This window comes from Lysinibacillus halotolerans (genome assembly GCF_003711845.1).
GTDB classification, from domain to species: domain Bacteria; phylum Bacillota; class Bacilli; order Bacillales_A; family Planococcaceae; genus Ureibacillus; species Ureibacillus halotolerans.
This window is the reverse complement of the sequence record NZ_RHLQ01000038.1, coordinates 1-17,176: the sequence shown is the minus strand read 5'-3', so window position 1 is coordinate 17,176 and position 17,176 is coordinate 1. Positions and strand designations below refer to the sequence as shown.

At 34.1% G+C, this 17,176-nt stretch carries 17 protein-coding genes and 1 riboswitch; of the genes, 5 read left to right on the top strand and 12 right to left on the bottom strand.

What is annotated here, in order from left to right; all coding sequences use genetic code 11:
- Positions 1–106: 106 nt before the first annotated feature.
- From spoIIAB to EC501_RS13630, 11 genes are all read right to left on the bottom strand, one after another.
- The gene (gene spoIIAB / locus EC501_RS13680) at positions 107–550 is read right to left on the bottom strand and encodes an anti-sigma F factor (RefSeq protein ID WP_122972865.1); all 444 of its coding nucleotides are present in this window, start codon (positions 548–550) and stop codon (positions 107–109) included.
- A complete protein-coding gene (locus tag EC501_RS13675) occupies positions 543–896 on the bottom strand; it encodes an STAS domain-containing protein (protein WP_122972864.1) in 354 nt (117 codons plus the stop codon). The genes spoIIAB and EC501_RS13675 overlap by 8 nt, the downstream gene beginning before the upstream one ends.
- A gap of 298 nt (positions 897–1,194) precedes the next feature.
- The gene (locus EC501_RS13670) at positions 1,195–2,346 is read right to left on the bottom strand and encodes a Ger(x)C family spore germination protein (RefSeq protein ID WP_241559355.1); all 1,152 of its coding nucleotides are present in this window, start codon (positions 2,344–2,346) and stop codon (positions 1,195–1,197) included.
- Entirely contained in the window at positions 2,343–3,785 is a 1,443-nt protein-coding gene (locus tag EC501_RS13665; protein ID WP_122972863.1) for a spore germination protein, read from the bottom strand. Before EC501_RS13665 ends, EC501_RS13670 begins: the two co-directional genes overlap by 4 nt.
- Positions 3,751–4,875 carry a GerAB/ArcD/ProY family transporter gene (locus EC501_RS13660; RefSeq protein WP_122972862.1) on the bottom strand — a complete coding sequence of 375 codons (1,125 nt, stop codon included), beginning with the start codon at positions 4,873–4,875 and terminating at the stop codon, positions 3,751–3,753. The genes EC501_RS13665 and EC501_RS13660 overlap by 35 nt, the downstream gene beginning before the upstream one ends.
- Positions 4,876–5,048: 173 nt before the next feature.
- Complete coding sequence (locus EC501_RS13655) at positions 5,049–6,353, bottom strand: pyrimidine-nucleoside phosphorylase (RefSeq protein ID WP_122972861.1); 1,305 nt, start codon at positions 6,351–6,353, stop codon at positions 5,049–5,051.
- A 12-nt stretch (positions 6,354–6,365) separates the two neighbouring features.
- The gene (deoB, locus tag EC501_RS13650; RefSeq protein ID WP_122972860.1) at positions 6,366–7,544 is read right to left on the bottom strand and encodes a phosphopentomutase; all 1,179 of its coding nucleotides are present in this window, start codon (positions 7,542–7,544) and stop codon (positions 6,366–6,368) included.
- Positions 7,545–7,674: 130 nt separating this feature from the next.
- A complete protein-coding gene (gene xerD / locus EC501_RS13645; protein ID WP_122972859.1) occupies positions 7,675–8,577 on the bottom strand; it encodes a site-specific tyrosine recombinase XerD in 903 nt (300 codons plus the stop codon).
- A gap of 118 nt (positions 8,578–8,695) precedes the next feature.
- Positions 8,696–9,148 (bottom strand): ferric iron uptake transcriptional regulator, encoded by a 453-nt coding sequence (fur, locus tag EC501_RS13640; RefSeq protein WP_122972858.1) that lies wholly within the window; start codon positions 9,146–9,148, stop codon positions 8,696–8,698.
- A gap of 66 nt (positions 9,149–9,214) precedes the next feature.
- Positions 9,215–9,724 carry a hypothetical protein gene (locus EC501_RS13635; protein ID WP_122972857.1) on the bottom strand — a complete coding sequence of 170 codons (510 nt, stop codon included), beginning with the start codon at positions 9,722–9,724 and terminating at the stop codon, positions 9,215–9,217.
- Positions 9,725–9,889: 165 nt separating this feature from the next.
- Complete coding sequence (locus EC501_RS13630; protein ID WP_122972856.1) at positions 9,890–10,429, bottom strand: NUDIX domain-containing protein; 540 nt, start codon at positions 10,427–10,429, stop codon at positions 9,890–9,892.
- 83 nt (positions 10,430–10,512) lie between these two features.
- Here EC501_RS13630 and EC501_RS13625 point away from each other — a divergent pair, with 83 nt between their 5' ends.
- The 3 genes from EC501_RS13625 to EC501_RS13615 all read left to right on the top strand — a co-directional run bounded on the left by EC501_RS13625 (position 10,513) and on the right by EC501_RS13615 (position 13,823).
- Entirely contained in the window at positions 10,513–11,412 is a 900-nt protein-coding gene (locus EC501_RS13625) for an aldo/keto reductase (protein WP_122972855.1), read from the top strand.
- On the top strand, positions 11,409–11,900 hold the full coding sequence (locus EC501_RS13620; protein WP_122972854.1) for a VanZ family protein: 492 nt from the start codon (positions 11,409–11,411) through the stop codon (positions 11,898–11,900). The genes EC501_RS13625 and EC501_RS13620 overlap by 4 nt, the downstream gene beginning before the upstream one ends.
- 219 nt (positions 11,901–12,119) lie before the next feature.
- Positions 12,120–12,197: riboswitch (glycine riboswitch) on the top strand.
- A gap of 270 nt (positions 12,198–12,467) precedes the next feature.
- Positions 12,468–13,823 (top strand): amino acid permease, encoded by a 1,356-nt coding sequence (locus EC501_RS13615; RefSeq protein WP_122972853.1) that lies wholly within the window; start codon positions 12,468–12,470, stop codon positions 13,821–13,823.
- Positions 13,824–13,991: 168 nt separating this feature from the next.
- Here EC501_RS13615 and EC501_RS13610 read toward each other — a convergent pair whose 3' ends face one another.
- Positions 13,992–14,243: a YqkE family protein gene (locus EC501_RS13610; protein WP_122972852.1), complete on the bottom strand. Its 252-nt coding sequence runs from the start codon at positions 14,241–14,243 to the stop codon at positions 13,992–13,994.
- 261 nt (positions 14,244–14,504) lie between these two features.
- On the opposite strand from EC501_RS13610, the gene EC501_RS13605 reads away from it, so the two are divergent.
- Positions 14,505–15,458, top strand: coding sequence for an alpha/beta hydrolase (locus EC501_RS13605; protein ID WP_122972851.1), 954 nt, complete (start codon positions 14,505–14,507; stop codon positions 15,456–15,458).
- Positions 15,459–15,674: 216 nt separating this feature from the next.
- Positions 15,675–16,538 (top strand): AraC family transcriptional regulator, encoded by an 864-nt coding sequence (locus tag EC501_RS13600; RefSeq protein ID WP_122972850.1) that lies wholly within the window; start codon positions 15,675–15,677, stop codon positions 16,536–16,538.
- Positions 16,539–17,176 lie beyond the last annotated feature (638 nt).

Sequence of the window (17,176 nt, the reverse complement as noted above, 5' to 3'; positions counted from 1 at the left end):
CGTATTTGCGTCCACATAAAATTGATCGTTAAAACAAATTGTTAAAAACAATTAGGTGCTAAACACCATTCACGTGACGACTAGTTTCGCAAAAATAAAAGCTACTTTAAGAGATTTGAGGCATCTTTACCGAGTAAAATTTTTTTGAAAAGGTAACAACCGTTCCAACATTCGGTTCAGATTCAACTTGAAGGTCATCTGCAAAGCTTTCCATAATCGTAAAGCCCATGCCAGAACGTTCCATTTCAGCTTTCGAAGTAAACAATGGTTCCATTGCTTTCTTCACATCAAAAATCCCTTTTCCATTATCTTTAACGGCTACCGATATAACATCCCCATCACGAACAGCATGAACAGTCACAATACCCTTCCCGTCTTCGTCATATCCATGAATAATTGCGTTGGATACTGCTTCTGAAACGATTGTTTTAAACTCTGAAAGTTCGTCAATGGTTGGATCAAGTTGAGCAATAAAACTTGTAATTGCCATCCTTGCCAAACTTTCATTCTCACTAATTGCTACAAATGAAAGTGTCATTTCGTTATCCATTCACAATCCCCCTTGCGTGTAAAATTGCATCTGCTTCTGTACCCTCCATAATAAATGAAGCAAGTCCCGAAAATTGAAAGATTTTTTTCATCGTATTTGAAGGGTTTAAAATGACCGTTTGACCATTTACGGCACTAAGTTCCTTCATACGACCTAAAATCAGCCCAATTCCGGAACTATCCATAAAGTTCAATCTTTCTAAATTCCAAATAATTGTGTTCAAATTTCCTTGTAAAATCGTTTTGGAAATATGCGTGCGAATTTTTTCTGTTTCGTGATGGTCTAATTCACCATATAGCCTGATGACTGCTATATCATTTAAGTGCATGTTAACTTCATAGTTCATTTTGTTAATTCGCCTCCTCTAAGTTCGCTAATTCAACATTTTATTATCAGATTCCTTTTTACTGACAATAGTAGAAGAAATTCGCTGAAACTAGTGAAAATACGACAAAAGGAAAAGTGGATAGATTTATCAAATGATATAAAAAAATGATTGTATTACCAAAATAAGTATGGAAAAAAACTTTCCATTTTAAACATTTGAAAATAGGATTTAAGAAATTATTGTTTTGACCTCCATTAAAAAAGAACATCCTTTGCAAAATCAAAGCATGCTCTTTTTAAAGTCATTATTAATCTTTTTACCTTTCCACTTCATATTTATAAGTATTGAAGTGGATTATATTTACATCAACCTTGACATTTTTTAAAGAGTTATTGTTTAAATAAAAGGTATAAGATTGTTCCAATTTTTTGTATGCCTTTGGGTGTATTCTGTACCATTTTTCACCTATATTCAGTACATCTAATTGATTTTCCACCCCCTTTTGATAGAGGGATATAAATTTTTCTTTTAAGTCTTCCTCAATCAGTTTAATTACCTCATCAATCGGAATATCTTTTAGTTTCTCCAACAAATCGACATTGGCGGAAAGTTCGACAGAAAATTGTGGAGAGTCCGTTCCTTTTTCATAATGAATGTTCATTTTTGAATCTAAGAACTCTACATTTGCTACAAGCTCCTCACCATTTTTTACTTTATAATTTAACGTCACTTTATCTTCAGTTAACCAAGTAAGAAATAGTGCATCATTAAATTCAATTTCTTGTACATATTTTTCATTTTGAAAAACAGAATATCCGTTAAAATAAAGGGCTGTGTAATTTCCTTCAGACATCCAATTCGTATCATCCAGTTTTACGGAAGGTATTTTTGCCATCCCCATCGGCTCATAATAAGTTTTTAAAAACTCCATTAATGTCACTGGCTTAAGTTCATCTCTTGCAGTTTCATAGGCAAATTTTTTAAACAGGATTGTATAAATAGGTGGATAGTTAAATAATGCTTCCACATTTAAAACATCTTCAATCTCCTCTTCTGTTGTCACAATTTGAAGGGTAGAACTAAGGGAACGGTTGCGATTAATTTCTTCTATTACTTCATTAAATTTATGGGTGACAATTTTATCACTTAATACGAGGGCACTTACATGCCCTAAAAACAAATCGTTTTCTGTTTTGTTATATAGTTCACTTATAGCTAAATTCAACGTTTCTCCTTCTGCTCTCCCAACAAAAATAGGTACCTTTTCAGTCGGTCTCGCTCCTTCTTGTTTTGCGACATTGGCGAAATTTAACCCTTGAAGATAAACAATATATTCATTTTTTTCTTGATCGTAATCCATACCAATGGCGACAATATAAGTTAAGTCTTGAATATTTTTCACACCGCCACATCCCGATAAGAACACAACAATGAATAAGAAAAGTGAAAAGAGCATAATTCGTTTCATTCCTTTCCACTCCTCGTAGCATCTTCAGGACTAGTTATAGTTGTTCTGGATTTATAAAATGAGCGTGGAGGTTTTAAAAAAGTTTTTATTCCTTCTTTAAAACTAAATGGTGCCAATGAACTTATATAGGAAACTCCAAAAGAAGTAATGGTTGAAAAATATATTATTGTAAGAATAAATCCTAAAATTGTTCCAAATAGACCGAAGATTGAACTTAGCAGCGTAATAATTAGTCGAAGAACGGAAAACGCAGTACTTAAAGCTGGATTGACGACTGTAAAGGAACAAATATAAGTAATCGCTACAATAACTAACATAGTAGGAGAAGTAAGACCTGCCCGAATCGCTGCGTCCCCTATTATTAAACCTCCCAATACAGTTACACTTTGACCAATAGCCCGGGGAAGTCGAGCACCGGCTTCATTAAATAAATCAAATAAAAATAAGATAAGGAACATTTCGATTCCTGTGGCTAAAGGGATTCCTAAACGGGAAACTGAAATGGTCGCTACTAATAAATAAGGAATTTGTTCGATATTGTAACTAGTAAACGCAACCCATATTCCTGGTAAAAATACGGAAATCAACGCTCCTACCGATCTTAATAACCTTTCCATCGATACAAAAAAATAGTTAAGATAGGAATCTTCTGGCGACTTCGTTTCTAACAGCATTCCTATCGGCGCGAAAGAAACGGTTGGATTTCCATCCACTAAAAGGGCAAATCTCCCTTGATTTAATGCTTGTACTAAAAAATCCGGTCTACCTGTATACGACAACGTAGGAACAAGCGACTTTGGTCTATCCCTAATACAATCTTCAAGCTCATTTATACTTACTAAAATATCTAGCTCTACTTGATTTAACCGCTTTTGTATTTCCTTTAGCACTCTTGGATCAATAATATCTTCCATATACATGAGCGCTACCTTTGTTTTACTTCTTTTTCCAATTGTATATTTTTCGAGACATAAAGTAGATGACTGAATCCTTCTTCTAATTAAAGATATATTCGTTTTTATATCCTCTACAAATCCATCCCTTGGACCCCTTAAAGATGTTTCAAGGGCGGATTCTTCTGGAATACGCTTTGGAAAATCCCCCATTTGCATACTTAAAAGACAATTATCGGCTAGAAATAAAATGTTTCCTTGAAAAAGCAAATCGGACAACTCTTCTTCTGACTTGAAAGAAACGTCCTCTGCGTAAAACAAGGAAATTAACCGGTCCTTTATTAAATCATCTTCATAGATACTCAATTTAGGTAAAATGTTTTTATCCAAATATTGATTATCAACTAAGCTTTCAAAAAACATAAACTCAAAGGTTTTAGACTGAATTTGATGGGTTTTATAAAGGAAATCTTGACTAAACTTAAATTGATTTTTCAAATTTTGTACTTTTTCATTTATTTTGTTGGAACTTGATGTGTTTGTCATGTTGCTCAACTCTTTTCTTCGTTACAAAAATATAAAAGGCTGAAAAAAGTATTTGAAACGTAAAAAATATAAAACAAATCGGGAAGTAGTACTTATATACAAATTCAAAAAAGTGTTGGGATTGAACTTTAATCATCATAACGGCAAATAGAACAATATATAGAACAAGAACAGGTTTGTAATTTAAACGATAATGTCGAGTTTTTGCGAAAAATGTGCATAGGAGATACATATGTAATCCAATGCGAATAACGGCTCCACTTAGCCATTGATATAACGCAAAAAAATCTAAATGGGAAATATACTCACCGATGCTTAATATACGCCATTGTTCATAAGCCGGATAACGAAAATTAACGGATTCCGTTAAGCCGAATTCCATTAATGAAGCAGTAAGAGGACCAAAAATAAGAATGGTAAATATCGTAATAAGTACAAATAAATGTTTGAATTTAATAGGTGCCTGTACATAAGGTTGTAATAAAACGATGACATAAACTTCCAGCAGTGCTGATAATACATATATACTCCCCTTTATAATAGGTGAAACACCATCCGTAAAAATCGGAAACAATAAACTTGGATCTTTAGAAGGGGTATTCGTAATTGAGATAAATATTCCAAATATAATTACGAGTGGCAATAATAGACCGCTTGTAATCGACATATTTTTAATACCTACTAGGGTAACAATACAACATGCAATGATTAAAAGGACGGTAATCATTAAAAAGGAAGATTCAGCAAGAAAATAGGCATTTAACCAGATAACTAAGTCACGAAAAGTTACATAGGTGCTAAAAAATAAATACAACACAACAGGAATGGAAAGAAATATCGAAAAGGTTTTACCCATCCGCTTCTTTATTAATGAAAAGAATCCATCCTGCGGACTGTTGTTTAAAATATAAGTAATAAGTATAAGGAATAGAATACAAATGGGATAGGTGATGATGACACTTACCCAACTATCTCTACCAGCTGCTGAAAGCAAATTAGGAATTAAAATGACATGGTTTAATAAACCTGTCGAAAGGATTAACATTAGCAACAATTGTCTAGGGAGTAACACTTTTGTTAAGCTTTGCATACAATCACCTATTTTTCCTAGGATAGCAGTATTATTCCCTATTCATATGCAAATATTACATCCACACATCATTAACATTAAAAATACTAAATGAAGTTTATTTCGGAAAATCTTCGAAAAAGCAAAAAAGTTAGTAACGTTCTTACTTAACGTTACTAACTTTTAACTTAAGATTATTTTGTAATGACTTCTTTAATTAATGTTGGAGCTTCCACTTTTTCTGGCACAATTTCAATATGTTTGTAAAGTTTCTCCATCACTTCTGAAACATCTTCACTGTTCGAATGAATTGTTACAAGCGACTCTCCTTTTTGAACAGCATCGCCTACTTTTTTATGTAGGACAAGTCCAACAGATAAATCAATTGTTGACTCTTTAGTTGCACGACCTGCACCTAATAACATTGCTGCTACACCGACATCATCTGCTTCAATTTTCGTTACATAGCCCGTTTCCTTTGCAGGTAACTCCATTTGATATTTTGCCTGAGGCAATAGAGAAGGATCGTCAACGACAGAAGCATCTCCCCCTTGAGCAGCGACAAACTTCTTAAACACCTCTAATGCTTGGCCATTAGCGATTACAGTTTGCAGTTGAGTGCGAGCTTCTTCAATACTATTAGCTTTTCCGCCTAATACGACCATTTGGGATCCTAATGTATAGCACAATTCCATTAAATCTTCAGGACCGTTACCTTTTAATGTATCAATGGCTTCTTTTACTTCTAATGCATTTCCGATGGCAAAACCTAATGGTTGACTCATATCAGAAATAATCGCCATTGTATTACGACCAACGCTATTGCCAATTTGCACCATTGCATGGGCTAAACTTTTCGCATCTTCAAACGTTTTCATAAATGCACCTTCGCCTGTTTTCACGTCTAAAACAATGGCATCTGCACCAGCTGCAATTTTTTTAGACATGATCGAACTTGCGATTAATGGGATGCTTGGTACCGTACCTGTCACATCACGCAATGCATATAACTTTTTATCGGCAGGAGTTAAGTTTCCACTTTGACCGATAACAGCAGTTCCAATGTCATTTACTTGTTTCATAAATTGTTCATTGGAAAGCTCTACATGAAATCCTTTTATTGACTCCAACTTATCGATTGTTCCGCCAGTATGGCCAAGGCCGCGACCACTCATTTTGGCAACAGGAACACCACATGCAGCAACCATTGCTGCTAAAGATAACGTAGTCGTATCCCCTACTCCACCTGTTGAATGTTTATCAACTTTTATTCCTTCAATCCCGGATAAATCGATTTGGTCACCTGATTCAACCATTGCCATCGTTAAATCAGCCCGTTCCCGATCATTCATATCTTGGAAATAAATAGCCATCATTAAACTACTTACTTGGTAATCTGGAATTGATCCATCTGTATAACCTTGTACGAAAAAACGAATTTCTTCGGTTGTTAATTCTTCACCATTACGTTTTTTCTCAATAACATCAACCATTCTCATGTGGAGAACCTCCTACTTTAAATTCGTTAAGAAACTTGAACCAAATTGTGGTGCTTTTACATTAAAGTTTTCAGCTATCGTTGCTGCGATATCTGCGAAAGTTTCACGAAGAGGTATTTCATCCCCTTGTTCAAATCTTGGCGAATATACTAATAATGGCACATACTCTCGCGTATGATCTGTTCCAGGGAAAGTCGGATCATTCCCGTGATCCGCTGTAATGATTAATAAATCGTCTTCTTTCATTTCATTAAAAACTTCCGGTAATCGACGATCAAATTCCTCTAAAGCGTTTCCATATCCAATTGGATCTCGGCGATGACCGTAATTCGCATCAAAGTCAACTAAATTTAAGAAGCTAATGCCATGGAAATCTTTTTTAACAACGTCAATGAATTTATCCATTCCATCTTTATTATCTTTTGTACGAATTGCCTCTGTAACGCCTTCACCATTATATATGTCAGAAATTTTCCCAATAGCAATCACGTCAAATCCTGAGTCCTTTAATTCATTCATTGTTGTGCGACCAAAAGGTTTTAACGCATAATCATGACGATTGGCTGTACGGGTAAAGTTCCCTGGTGTTCCAACGAACGGACGAGCAATAACTCGACCGACTAAAAATTCTGGATCTAAAGTAAGCTCTCTTGCGATTTCGCAAATTTTGTATAGTTCCTCTAATGGAATAATGTCTTCATGGGCTGCAATTTGTAAAACAGGATCTGCCGATGTATAAACGATCATGGCACCTGTTTCCATATGATCCGGTCCTAGCTCATCAATAATTCCTGTACCACTAGCCGGTTTATTGCCAATCACTTTTCGACCTGTTTTCATTTCCAATTGTTCAATAAGTTCCTTAGGGAAGCCTTCTGGATAAACTTTAAATGGTTTATCAATGTTTAAACCCATAATTTCCCAATGTCCTGTCATCGTATCTTTCCCGACAGATGCCTCTTGCATCATCCCAAAATACGCTTTTGGTTGTTCTACTTTTTTAATACCTTTTATTTCACGAATATTTGATAGTCCTAATGATTCCATATTGGGCATTGTTAATCCATTCATTTTATCAGCAATATGCCCTAATGTATCAGCACCAGTGTCTCCAAAACGGTCGGCATCAGGTGCTTCTCCGATTCCAACTGAATCCATTACGATTACATGTATTTTTTTAAACGGTTTCATAAATGTGTCCTCCTCTTCCATTTTCTATATTAAACAAAGGTCAGACATCTTACAAATAATTTTATATGTAATATTTGTCATCCTTTAGTGAAACTTTTATTTTAACCGTTCATATTCCGTTCCAAATCCTTTATGCCCTTGGATGGAATTGTTTATATACTTCCGAAAGTCGCGTTTTACTTATATGGGTATAGATTTGAGTTGTTGATATATCCGCATGTCCTAACATTTCTTGAACCGCACGAAGATCAGCACCATTTTCAATTAAATGGGTTGCAAAACTATGTCTTAACGTATGGGGTGTTATTTCCTTTTCAATATGGGCATTTTTAGCATGCTCCTTTAATAATTTCCAACAACCTTGTCGTGTTAAACGTTTTCCCCGCTGATTTATGAAAAAAGCATCTGTTTTCGGATATTTCCCCTGTAATTTGAATCGGGCAATTTGTAAATACTGATCTAATGTATGAATGGCACTTTTCCCCAATGGAACAATTCGTTCTTTTCCACCTTTACCAAAAACACGAACAAAGCCCATTGTTAAATGAACATCGTCTAAATTTAAACCAATCAGCTCACTTATACGCATACCTGTCCCATATAACAGCTCTAACATCGCTATATCCCTAATTCCCTGCGGCTTTTCCCGATTAGGTGCTGAAATTAACCTTTCAATTTCCTCGATTGATAAAACTTTTGGAAGCCTTTGTTCTATTTGTGGCATTTCCAAATGAACAGTTGGATCAGTATCGGTCAATTTTTCTCTCAATAAAAACTGATGGAAAGAACGAATCGATGAAATGTGTCTCGCTATCGTTCGCGCCGAAATACCTTCACCCCTTAATGCTTCTAAATGGATTAATATATGTGACCGTTCGATAGCTTTTAATGATTGTACTGCCTGTACATTATGTATATGCTCGATATAGCTCTCGAGATCCCGGCGATAAGAAGATAATGTATTCGTCGATAATTGTCGTTCAACTTGTAAAAAATGAAGATAATCTAATATCGCTTCTTTTGCTTCTTTCATCGTTCATCACCTATCCTTCTTATTCTTACTATAGATTTTTTCGAAATTGTCTACAAGTATAGAAGTTACTTAATAGAAAAGGATGTACATCCGTCATAAACGAAATGTACATCCTTTTTCATTGTTCTTCATTTTGGCCATGACATCTGTGGCAAATACCGTGGAATGTTAATCGATGATCTTTAATAATAAAGTTCCAACGTTTTTCAACAATCGCCTCGACATCTTCTAGTAAATCCTCTTGGATTTCATCTACTGCACCACATTCAATACAAACTAAATGATGGTGGAAGTGTTTTGCGCCTTCTTGTCGAAGATCGTAGCGAGATACGCCATCGCCAAAGTTAATTTTGTCAACAATTTTCAATTCAGTTAATAATTCTAATGTCCGATAAACAGTAGCTAAACCAATTTCAGGTGCTTTATCCTTTACTAATAAGTAAACGTCTTCAGCACTTAAATGGTCTTCCTCATGTTCTAATAGCACTGCAACTGTCGCTTCACGCTGTGGCGTCAGTTTATAGCCAGCACTATGCAATTGCTTTTTTATACGGTCAATACGGCTTTCCATAAGACGCCCTCCTAAACTCATTCTATTATACCAAATGAGTAAAAGCTATTACAAGAGAGGGATGAATTATAAAATATAAGAAATTGCAACAATCTCTCCTGCGCAAATAATTGTTAGCGCAACTATGATTGTTACAAATAATCGTTGAGAAAAGAAATGCTTTCGATTTGGTCCCATTTTCTTTGTTGTGTAGACCGAACAAAGGACAAATAATAACACACAATAAATTAATTGGAATGGAAACCACCAAATACTGTAAACTAACAAAGATTCTTGTTGGGTTAATAAAAAAACTGAACTAAATCCAAAAAATGTAATTTTTACTGCGACGATAAATTTTGATAAAACATGTAAATACGGGTGAGTAGCAAAGAACAGCACGAGTACTATCCAAGCAACTAACGGTATAATGGTATTCCAAATGGAAACATCGGTTAAATCTAAAACTCTCGGATCTACATAGCTTATTAATTTCATAGACTTGTCCAAAGAAAACACTTGAAAACAAACAACACCGCTTATAAAACTAATTGCTAATATAACAGCATATTGAATAAATAATACAGAACGAAACATAAGCATTCTCCTTTCGTTGGTATAGCTTATGCTCGTCCTCTATCAATATGTCCTAAAACTATGTTCAAATTTCAAAGAAATCTATTAAAATTTCGTCATACATTTTATAATTCAGTGGGATAGTTAGAGATTCAGTAAAAGGATGAATCCTTTTCAAAATGAATTTTATTTGTTCATTTTCATCCAAAGTACGGCAAAGGCCGTTTTTGCATCATAAATTTGTTCATTGGCTACCATTTGTTCAGCTTCTTCAACAGTAACTTCTAATAGTTCTACAAATTCATCCTCATCTAATTCGGCTTTTTCCTCTATTTTGTATAAATCTTTGGCAACAAACAAATGAATTACTTCATCGGCAAAACCAGGAGAAGTAGCAAAAGTTTGCAAATAGTTTAGCTCGTTACAACCATAACCCGTTTCTTCTTCCAGCTCTCTTCTTGCTGTAACGGCTGGCTCCTCTCCAGGCTCTAATTTTCCCGCCGGAATTTCAATAATCGAACGTTCCAGTGGTTTTCGATACTGTTCTACTAACACCATTTTCCCATCTTTTGTTATAGCAATAATCGCAACTGCTCCAGGGTGGTTCACAATTTCCCGCTTTGATTGATTTCCATTTGGCAATGTCACATCATCTACTTTTAATGAAATGACTTTTCCTTTAAAAATTGGATTTGAATCGATTGTTTTTTCTTCAAATTTTTTCATTTTAAATGCCCTCACTTGTCCTGTGGATTCATTTCATTGTACCATTAGTGAAAGAATTTGTTTGGGAGAAAGTGGGTTTGTACATGAAAAAAAGAAAAGTTGGTAATAGTTCAATCGAAATTTCAGAAATTAGTTTAGGCTGTATGTCTCTACCGACTTCTGTTTTTGAGGCGAAGGATATTGTAAATACCGCCCTTGAATATGGCATTAACTATTTTGATACAGCAGATCTATATGATAAAGGAATCAACGAGGAAATTATCGGGGAACTTTTAAAACCCCATCGTCATGATATTATCCTTGCTACAAAGGTCGGTAATCGATGGAATGAGGGGGAAGAAGGTTGGCATTGGGATCCATCCCCTGCAATAATCGAACAAGGTGTAAAAGATAGTTTACGTCGCTTAAAAACGGATTATATTGATATTTATCAATTACACGGCGGAACAATTGATGATCCGTGGGATGATATTATTGAAACCTTTGAAAAACTTAAAAAAGAAGGTTACATTCGAGAATATGGTATTTCCTCTATTAGACCTAATGTATTCAAGCCGTTTTTACAAAAAAGCAATGCTATATCAAACATGATGCAATATAGTATTTTAGATCGTCGTCCTGAAGAATGGTTTGAAGAGATTACAAAAACAGGTGCTTCAGTCGTAACCCGCGGTTCCATTGCAAAAGGTTTACTTACGAAAGAATGGCCAACGAGATTAGAAAAATCAAAGGGTTATCTATCTTATACGAAGGATGAATTGATGGAAGTGTTAACAAATCTTCAAAAGGAATATGAAGACATCCATGCATTAGCATTAGCCTATAATCTTAGTCATCCAGTTATCGCTTCTACAGTGCTTGGCGCTAGTTCTAAAAAGCAATTACTTGATACAATAGCAGCCTATGAGAAAGCCCAATCCATCCAAAATTTATCCATCGTTTCTGAATTAACGAAAAAAGAGGTCTATACGGAGCATCGATGAAGAAATATATTTTTTTAATTGTCGGTATTTTGATAATGTTGTTTTGTATTTCGAGTATGACCTATGAACAACAAACTATTGTACCTACATTGCAAGAAACATTAGAAAACAAACCGTTTTACAATTTATTAAGCAAATTGGAACTAACCTATTGGGACCAAACTATTTCCGTTGAAAGCCGTGGATATTATTATTTTGTGGAATTTTTAATTCGTAAAGGGTTACATTTTGCGGGTTATGGTATCATTGCCATTTTAATTTATCGGATATATCGAAAATTCCAATTTCAACTAGCCGGTATTTGTGCCGTGTTATCGATATTTGTCATTGCTTCATTGGATGAATATCGTCAAACATTTGTAGAAGGTAGAACAGGGATTTTTGATGACGTTCTTTTAGACACATATGGTGCCATCACCTTTGTCATTCTATTTAAGCTATTCAGTGCCTTATATCAAAAAATAAAGCAGAGAAATAGTGTTGAATGATCATATCTCTTTGATCCCTTTTTACTTTCTTTTGAAAAACTATTCTAGAAAATAACAAATTTTTATCATTTTTCATTAGTTCACTGTTCAATCGTATTGAATATTTTTATAAACATTGATAACATTACTAAATGTATACAAAATTGAACTCCACCCTTTTATGGATGTTCTTTTGTTACAAAATTAAATAGCGGTGATTGCTATGGGATGACTATAGCAGGAGCAATTTCTGGAGAGATCGCATCTTTGCGACGCCGAAGGGTTCACAATCTCAGGCAAAAGGACAGAAAAAGTAACAAATAATCGCGAAATAGCGATTTATGATGGTAATTTTGACTTTTTTATTCATGAAAGGCTTCTTTCTTAATAAAAAGTTTATTCTTTTATCTTTTGTTATTTTTAAATGTCGAATGAGATAGGGTATCCTATCTCATTTTTATTTTCCCCTTTGTTACTGTTTGTTTCTGAATGAATAGAGGGATTCAGTTAAAAAGGATATTCCTTTTTAACTGTCCTTAAGAAAAAGTTCATTACAAGAGCAATGCCGCTATAGTTGGGGGCATATGGATGAATCAACAAGAATTAAAACGAGAATTAAAAAACCGGCACGTACAATTAATCGCCATTGGAGGAACGATTGGAACTGGATTATTTTTAGGATCTGGTGCGGCGATTGAAAAAGCAGGTCCGTCTATACTGCTCGTTTATATGATTATCGGAGCAGCCGTCTTTTTCGTTATGCGGGCTCTAGGAGAACTATTATTATCAAATAAAGGCTATCAATCTTTTAACGATTTTGCAGTAGATTATATCGGTCCTTGGGCTGGCTATATAACAGGTTGGACTTATTGGTTCTGTTGGATTATGACAGCAATGGCCGATATTATTGCCGTAGGGGTTTATGTTCGATATTGGTTCGATATACCCCAATGGATTCCGGCTATTATATGTCTCGTATTATTACTTGGATTTAATTTGTTGACTGTTAAACTATTTGGAGAATTAGAATTTTGGTTTGCCTTAATTAAAGTCGTTACAATTATTGCTTTAATCGTTATCGGTATGGTAATGATTGTCACTGGTTTTGAAACAAATAGTGGTACGGTTTCAATCTCAAACTTATGGGAACATGGCGGAGTATTCCCGAATGGCGTTACTGGATTTTTACTTGCCTTTCAAATGGTTCTATTCTCCTTTGTAGGAGTGGAATTAGTAGGTGTTTCTGCAGCGGAAACTTCTAATCCTGTTAAGAATATTCCATCGGCAATAAATAAAATTCCATTACGCATTTTGCTCTTTTATGTTGGAGCTATTTTCGTCATTCTTTGTATTAATCCTTGGACAGAACTGAATGCAGAAAGCAGTCCCTTTGTACAAGTATTTAGTTTAGTCGGTATTCCGATAGCAGCGGGCATTATTAATTTTGTTGTTTTAACATCTGCCGCATCTGCTTGTAATAGTGGGTTATTTTCAACAAGCCGTATTATGTATAACTTAAGTAAAAATAAACAAGGTGCAAAACATTTAAGTAATTTAAATAAACATGCTGTACCAGCAAATGCCCTTTTCATATCATCCGTTGTTTTATCCATTGGGGCATTATTAAGTTATGTCATTCCAGATGCTGCTTTTAGTATCGTCACAACAATTAGTGCCATTTGTTTTATTTGGGTGTGGAGTATCATTTTAATATCCCATATACGTTATAAAAAAACTCGACGGGATTTACATAGAAAGTCTACTTTTAAGGCGCCCTTTACACCCTTTATAAACTATGTAGTATTGGTGCTTTTTGTTTGTATTTTACTTATAATGTTCATGGCTGAAGAAACGAGAACGGCATTATTATTAACACCTCTTTGGTTTATTCTTTTATTTATTTCTTATGCTTTTAGAAAGAAAAAACAATCAAGGGATTATTGAACAAATAGAAAAAAGTAGTATTAGTTATGTTGAACTGAACCCCGAATAGGTCCACTTTTTTTAAAGTGTCCACTATTCGGGATTCAGTTCATGTTTCCTAATACTACTTTTTTCTTTTGAGTATGTAGTTTGAATGGAAAATACCTTCTTTTCGAACGACAACATCGATTAAAACTTCGATCCTTGATCGCCGTATTTCTCAAGTAGCTCTTCAAAAGACATATTTTTCTCCCGTTGCTTTCTTTCAAAGGCTAACCGCGCTTGACGCTCTTCTTCTTTCGCCTGCTCTTCTTCTACTAAATTTTTCTTCGCAGCTTTTAATTTTGCTAATACATCACCGTTTAGTTGGTCTTGTAATGTTAATGTATCTTCACTTTTGGACTTTTTTACCGAAGTGAATGGTTTTTTCTTTTTCGCCATACTATTCACCTACTTACCATTTCGTATTTCCTTTTTAGTTTATCATGAAATTGAAAAAATCTCTTTCATCTAAAACATTCTCCCATTTGTCACGAACTCAAACAAATACTGTTGCGTAGTATAGTAATAAAGATATTTTTCGTACATTGAATACTATCCAATCGTTAGAGCTAATATAAATTTATTTACAATTCATAATAGAACAGTGAATAGCGACAAAAGAAAGAATAATACTACTATTAATGAATCGAGGTGTTTTTAATGAAACGAAAATTCTTTTGGGTTTCAAGTATTATCACCACTATTCTTTCTGCTGCAACTACCGTCTTCGGCTTCGTTGCTTCGAATCGATTGATGTATATTAAAAATAAAGATGCAACGTTTATATATGATCGTGAATTAAAAGCACAACGCTTTGATGAAAAATGGTTCAATCAATGTCCAAAGGATGAATTAAGTATCGATTCTCCTAATGGCTATTCAATAAAGGGAATTTTCTTCCAACCCCTTAACACAAAAAATACGATTATCATCTGTCATGGTGTTACAGAAAACAAAATTAATTCTGTAAAATATGCTCGTATGTTTGAACGACTTGGTTATAATTCCTTCGTATTCGACCATCGACGTCACGGTGATTCTGGGGGAAAAACAACAAGTTATGGCTATTATGAAAAATTTGATATCGCTGCAGTCGTCCAAACGATGAAATCGATTGTTGGTGAAGATGCCATTATTGGCATACATGGAGAGTCGATGGGAGCTGCAAGCATGATCTTATATGCGGGTTTAGTTGAAGACGGAGCAGACTTTTATATAGCGGATTGTGGGTTTTCAAATTTCTCGGAACTTATCTCTTATATATTAAAAAAAGAAACGATTTTACGGACGAAAATCCCCATCCATTTAGCAAACATATTTTTAAAAATGCGTGATGGCTATACATTTAAAAGTATCACGCCGAAGGAAGCAGTTAAAACTATTCAATCCCCGGTATTATTTATCCATAGTCTTGAAGATGATTTTATTTTGCCTTATATGACAGAAGAAATGTATGAAGAAAAAGAAGAACCAAAGATGTTAAAGCTCTTTGAAAAAGGAGCCCACGCCCAATCCTTTAATCAAAATCCCGAAGAATATGAAGAAACGGTATTGGAGTTTTTACAAAAGTACGTTTATGGAAATGTAGAACAAGTTGAAAAAGACATATCCTAAACCTAGATAGACTTCCTAACTACTTCCATTCATAGTGAATTAAAATCTGCTCTTTCTAAAAGAATGGGCAGATTTTGTTTTTGCATGTTATCACGATTACTTTTTTTACATACCTACCTTGTATTATCGATTATCATCCGATATATTCCGTATATAAAATATCGAGTCAATCCTAAATATGAACGATAAGATGTACTTGTAAAGGAGGGAAAATGGATGATCGAAAAATTTAATCATTTAATGGACTACATTGAAACACATTTGACGGAAGAGATTTCCGGAGAAGAGATGTCAAAAATTGTAGGTCTATCTGATTATCATTTTAAAAGAATGTTCTCTTATATGGCTGGCATGTCATTAAAAGACTATATCAAAAATAGGAGATTTTCCGTTGCAAATGTTGAATTAATTAACGGAGCAAAGGTGACGGATATTGCCTATAAATATGGTTTTCAATCGATAGAAGGATTTTCAAGAGCCTTCCGTGAATGGAGTGGATTTTTACCTTCAGAAGTAATAAAGAACAAAATTCAAAAATCCTTTCCTAAATTTACATTCGTTATCGATATAAAGGGAGGTATTTCAATGGAATTTAAAATTGAAAAGAAAGAGAAATTCAATATAGTGGGCGTATCAAAAAGGGTGCCCATTCAATTCGAAGGCGAAAATAATGCAATCTTAGAACTAGCCCAGTCAATTACCGAACAACAACGAAATGAAATGCATCAATTAGCTGACTTATATCCTCATCAAGTGTTGAATGTATCGTATGATTTTGATGATGGTTTTTTAGAGGAAAAAGGCTATTTAACCCATATGATCGGATTCGCAACAACAAAAGAAAATCCATTCGATGATTTAGAGCAAATTTCTATCGATGAAAGCCTATGGGCAATTTTCCCAAATCAAGGACCTTTTCCATCTACGTTCCAAGAGACCCATGCAAAAATTTATTCTGAATGGTTACCAACTTCAGGATATGAAGTAGCAAATATTCCAGGGATTTCTTTTATAAAGCATAATAATTCTGCCGAAAATGTATATAGTGAAATATGGATGCCAGTAAAAGAGAAGAAATAGCTAGAAAAAAGAAAATTATTAAATTCATAAAAATTTAGGTAAACCAGTTAGAATCTAACTGGTTTTTAAAATATCAAATAAATTATTTGTTTAACGCCAGATTTATTTCGGTAAAAATACGAATTTACTGTTTCTTATTAGTTTTCTCGACTGATTCATTTTGAAAATTTTAACTAATTAGGATAATTTATGATAAATTAAGAAGAAAGTCGAATCAAAAAGGAGCACTACATTGAAAAAGTTTAAAGGGTTAGCTTTTTTCTGGAAGTTACTTTGGGTTATTGGATTGATTATTTTATCATCTTTAATTTTTTATTTAGAGACCCAAGTCCGAAATTATATAGACTCAACATATATTTTTAGTCTAATTTTTTGGGTTAACTTAATGAATTCGATTATATTAGGAATCTATATTTCTCTTATTTTCGTAAAGAAATGGTCACTGAATATAAATCCAACTTTATTATGGGGTGTGTCGTTTCCTTGTTTATTCATTTCAATTTTTATCCCCATCATGTGTATTTCGCAAGTAAAAATTGAGCCATTTATTAATTAAAAACTGATCCACTTAAACCGAACTATTTTCTAGCCATTCTTTTGTATCTAATATTCGATAAGATGGTCCAACCATGTCTATC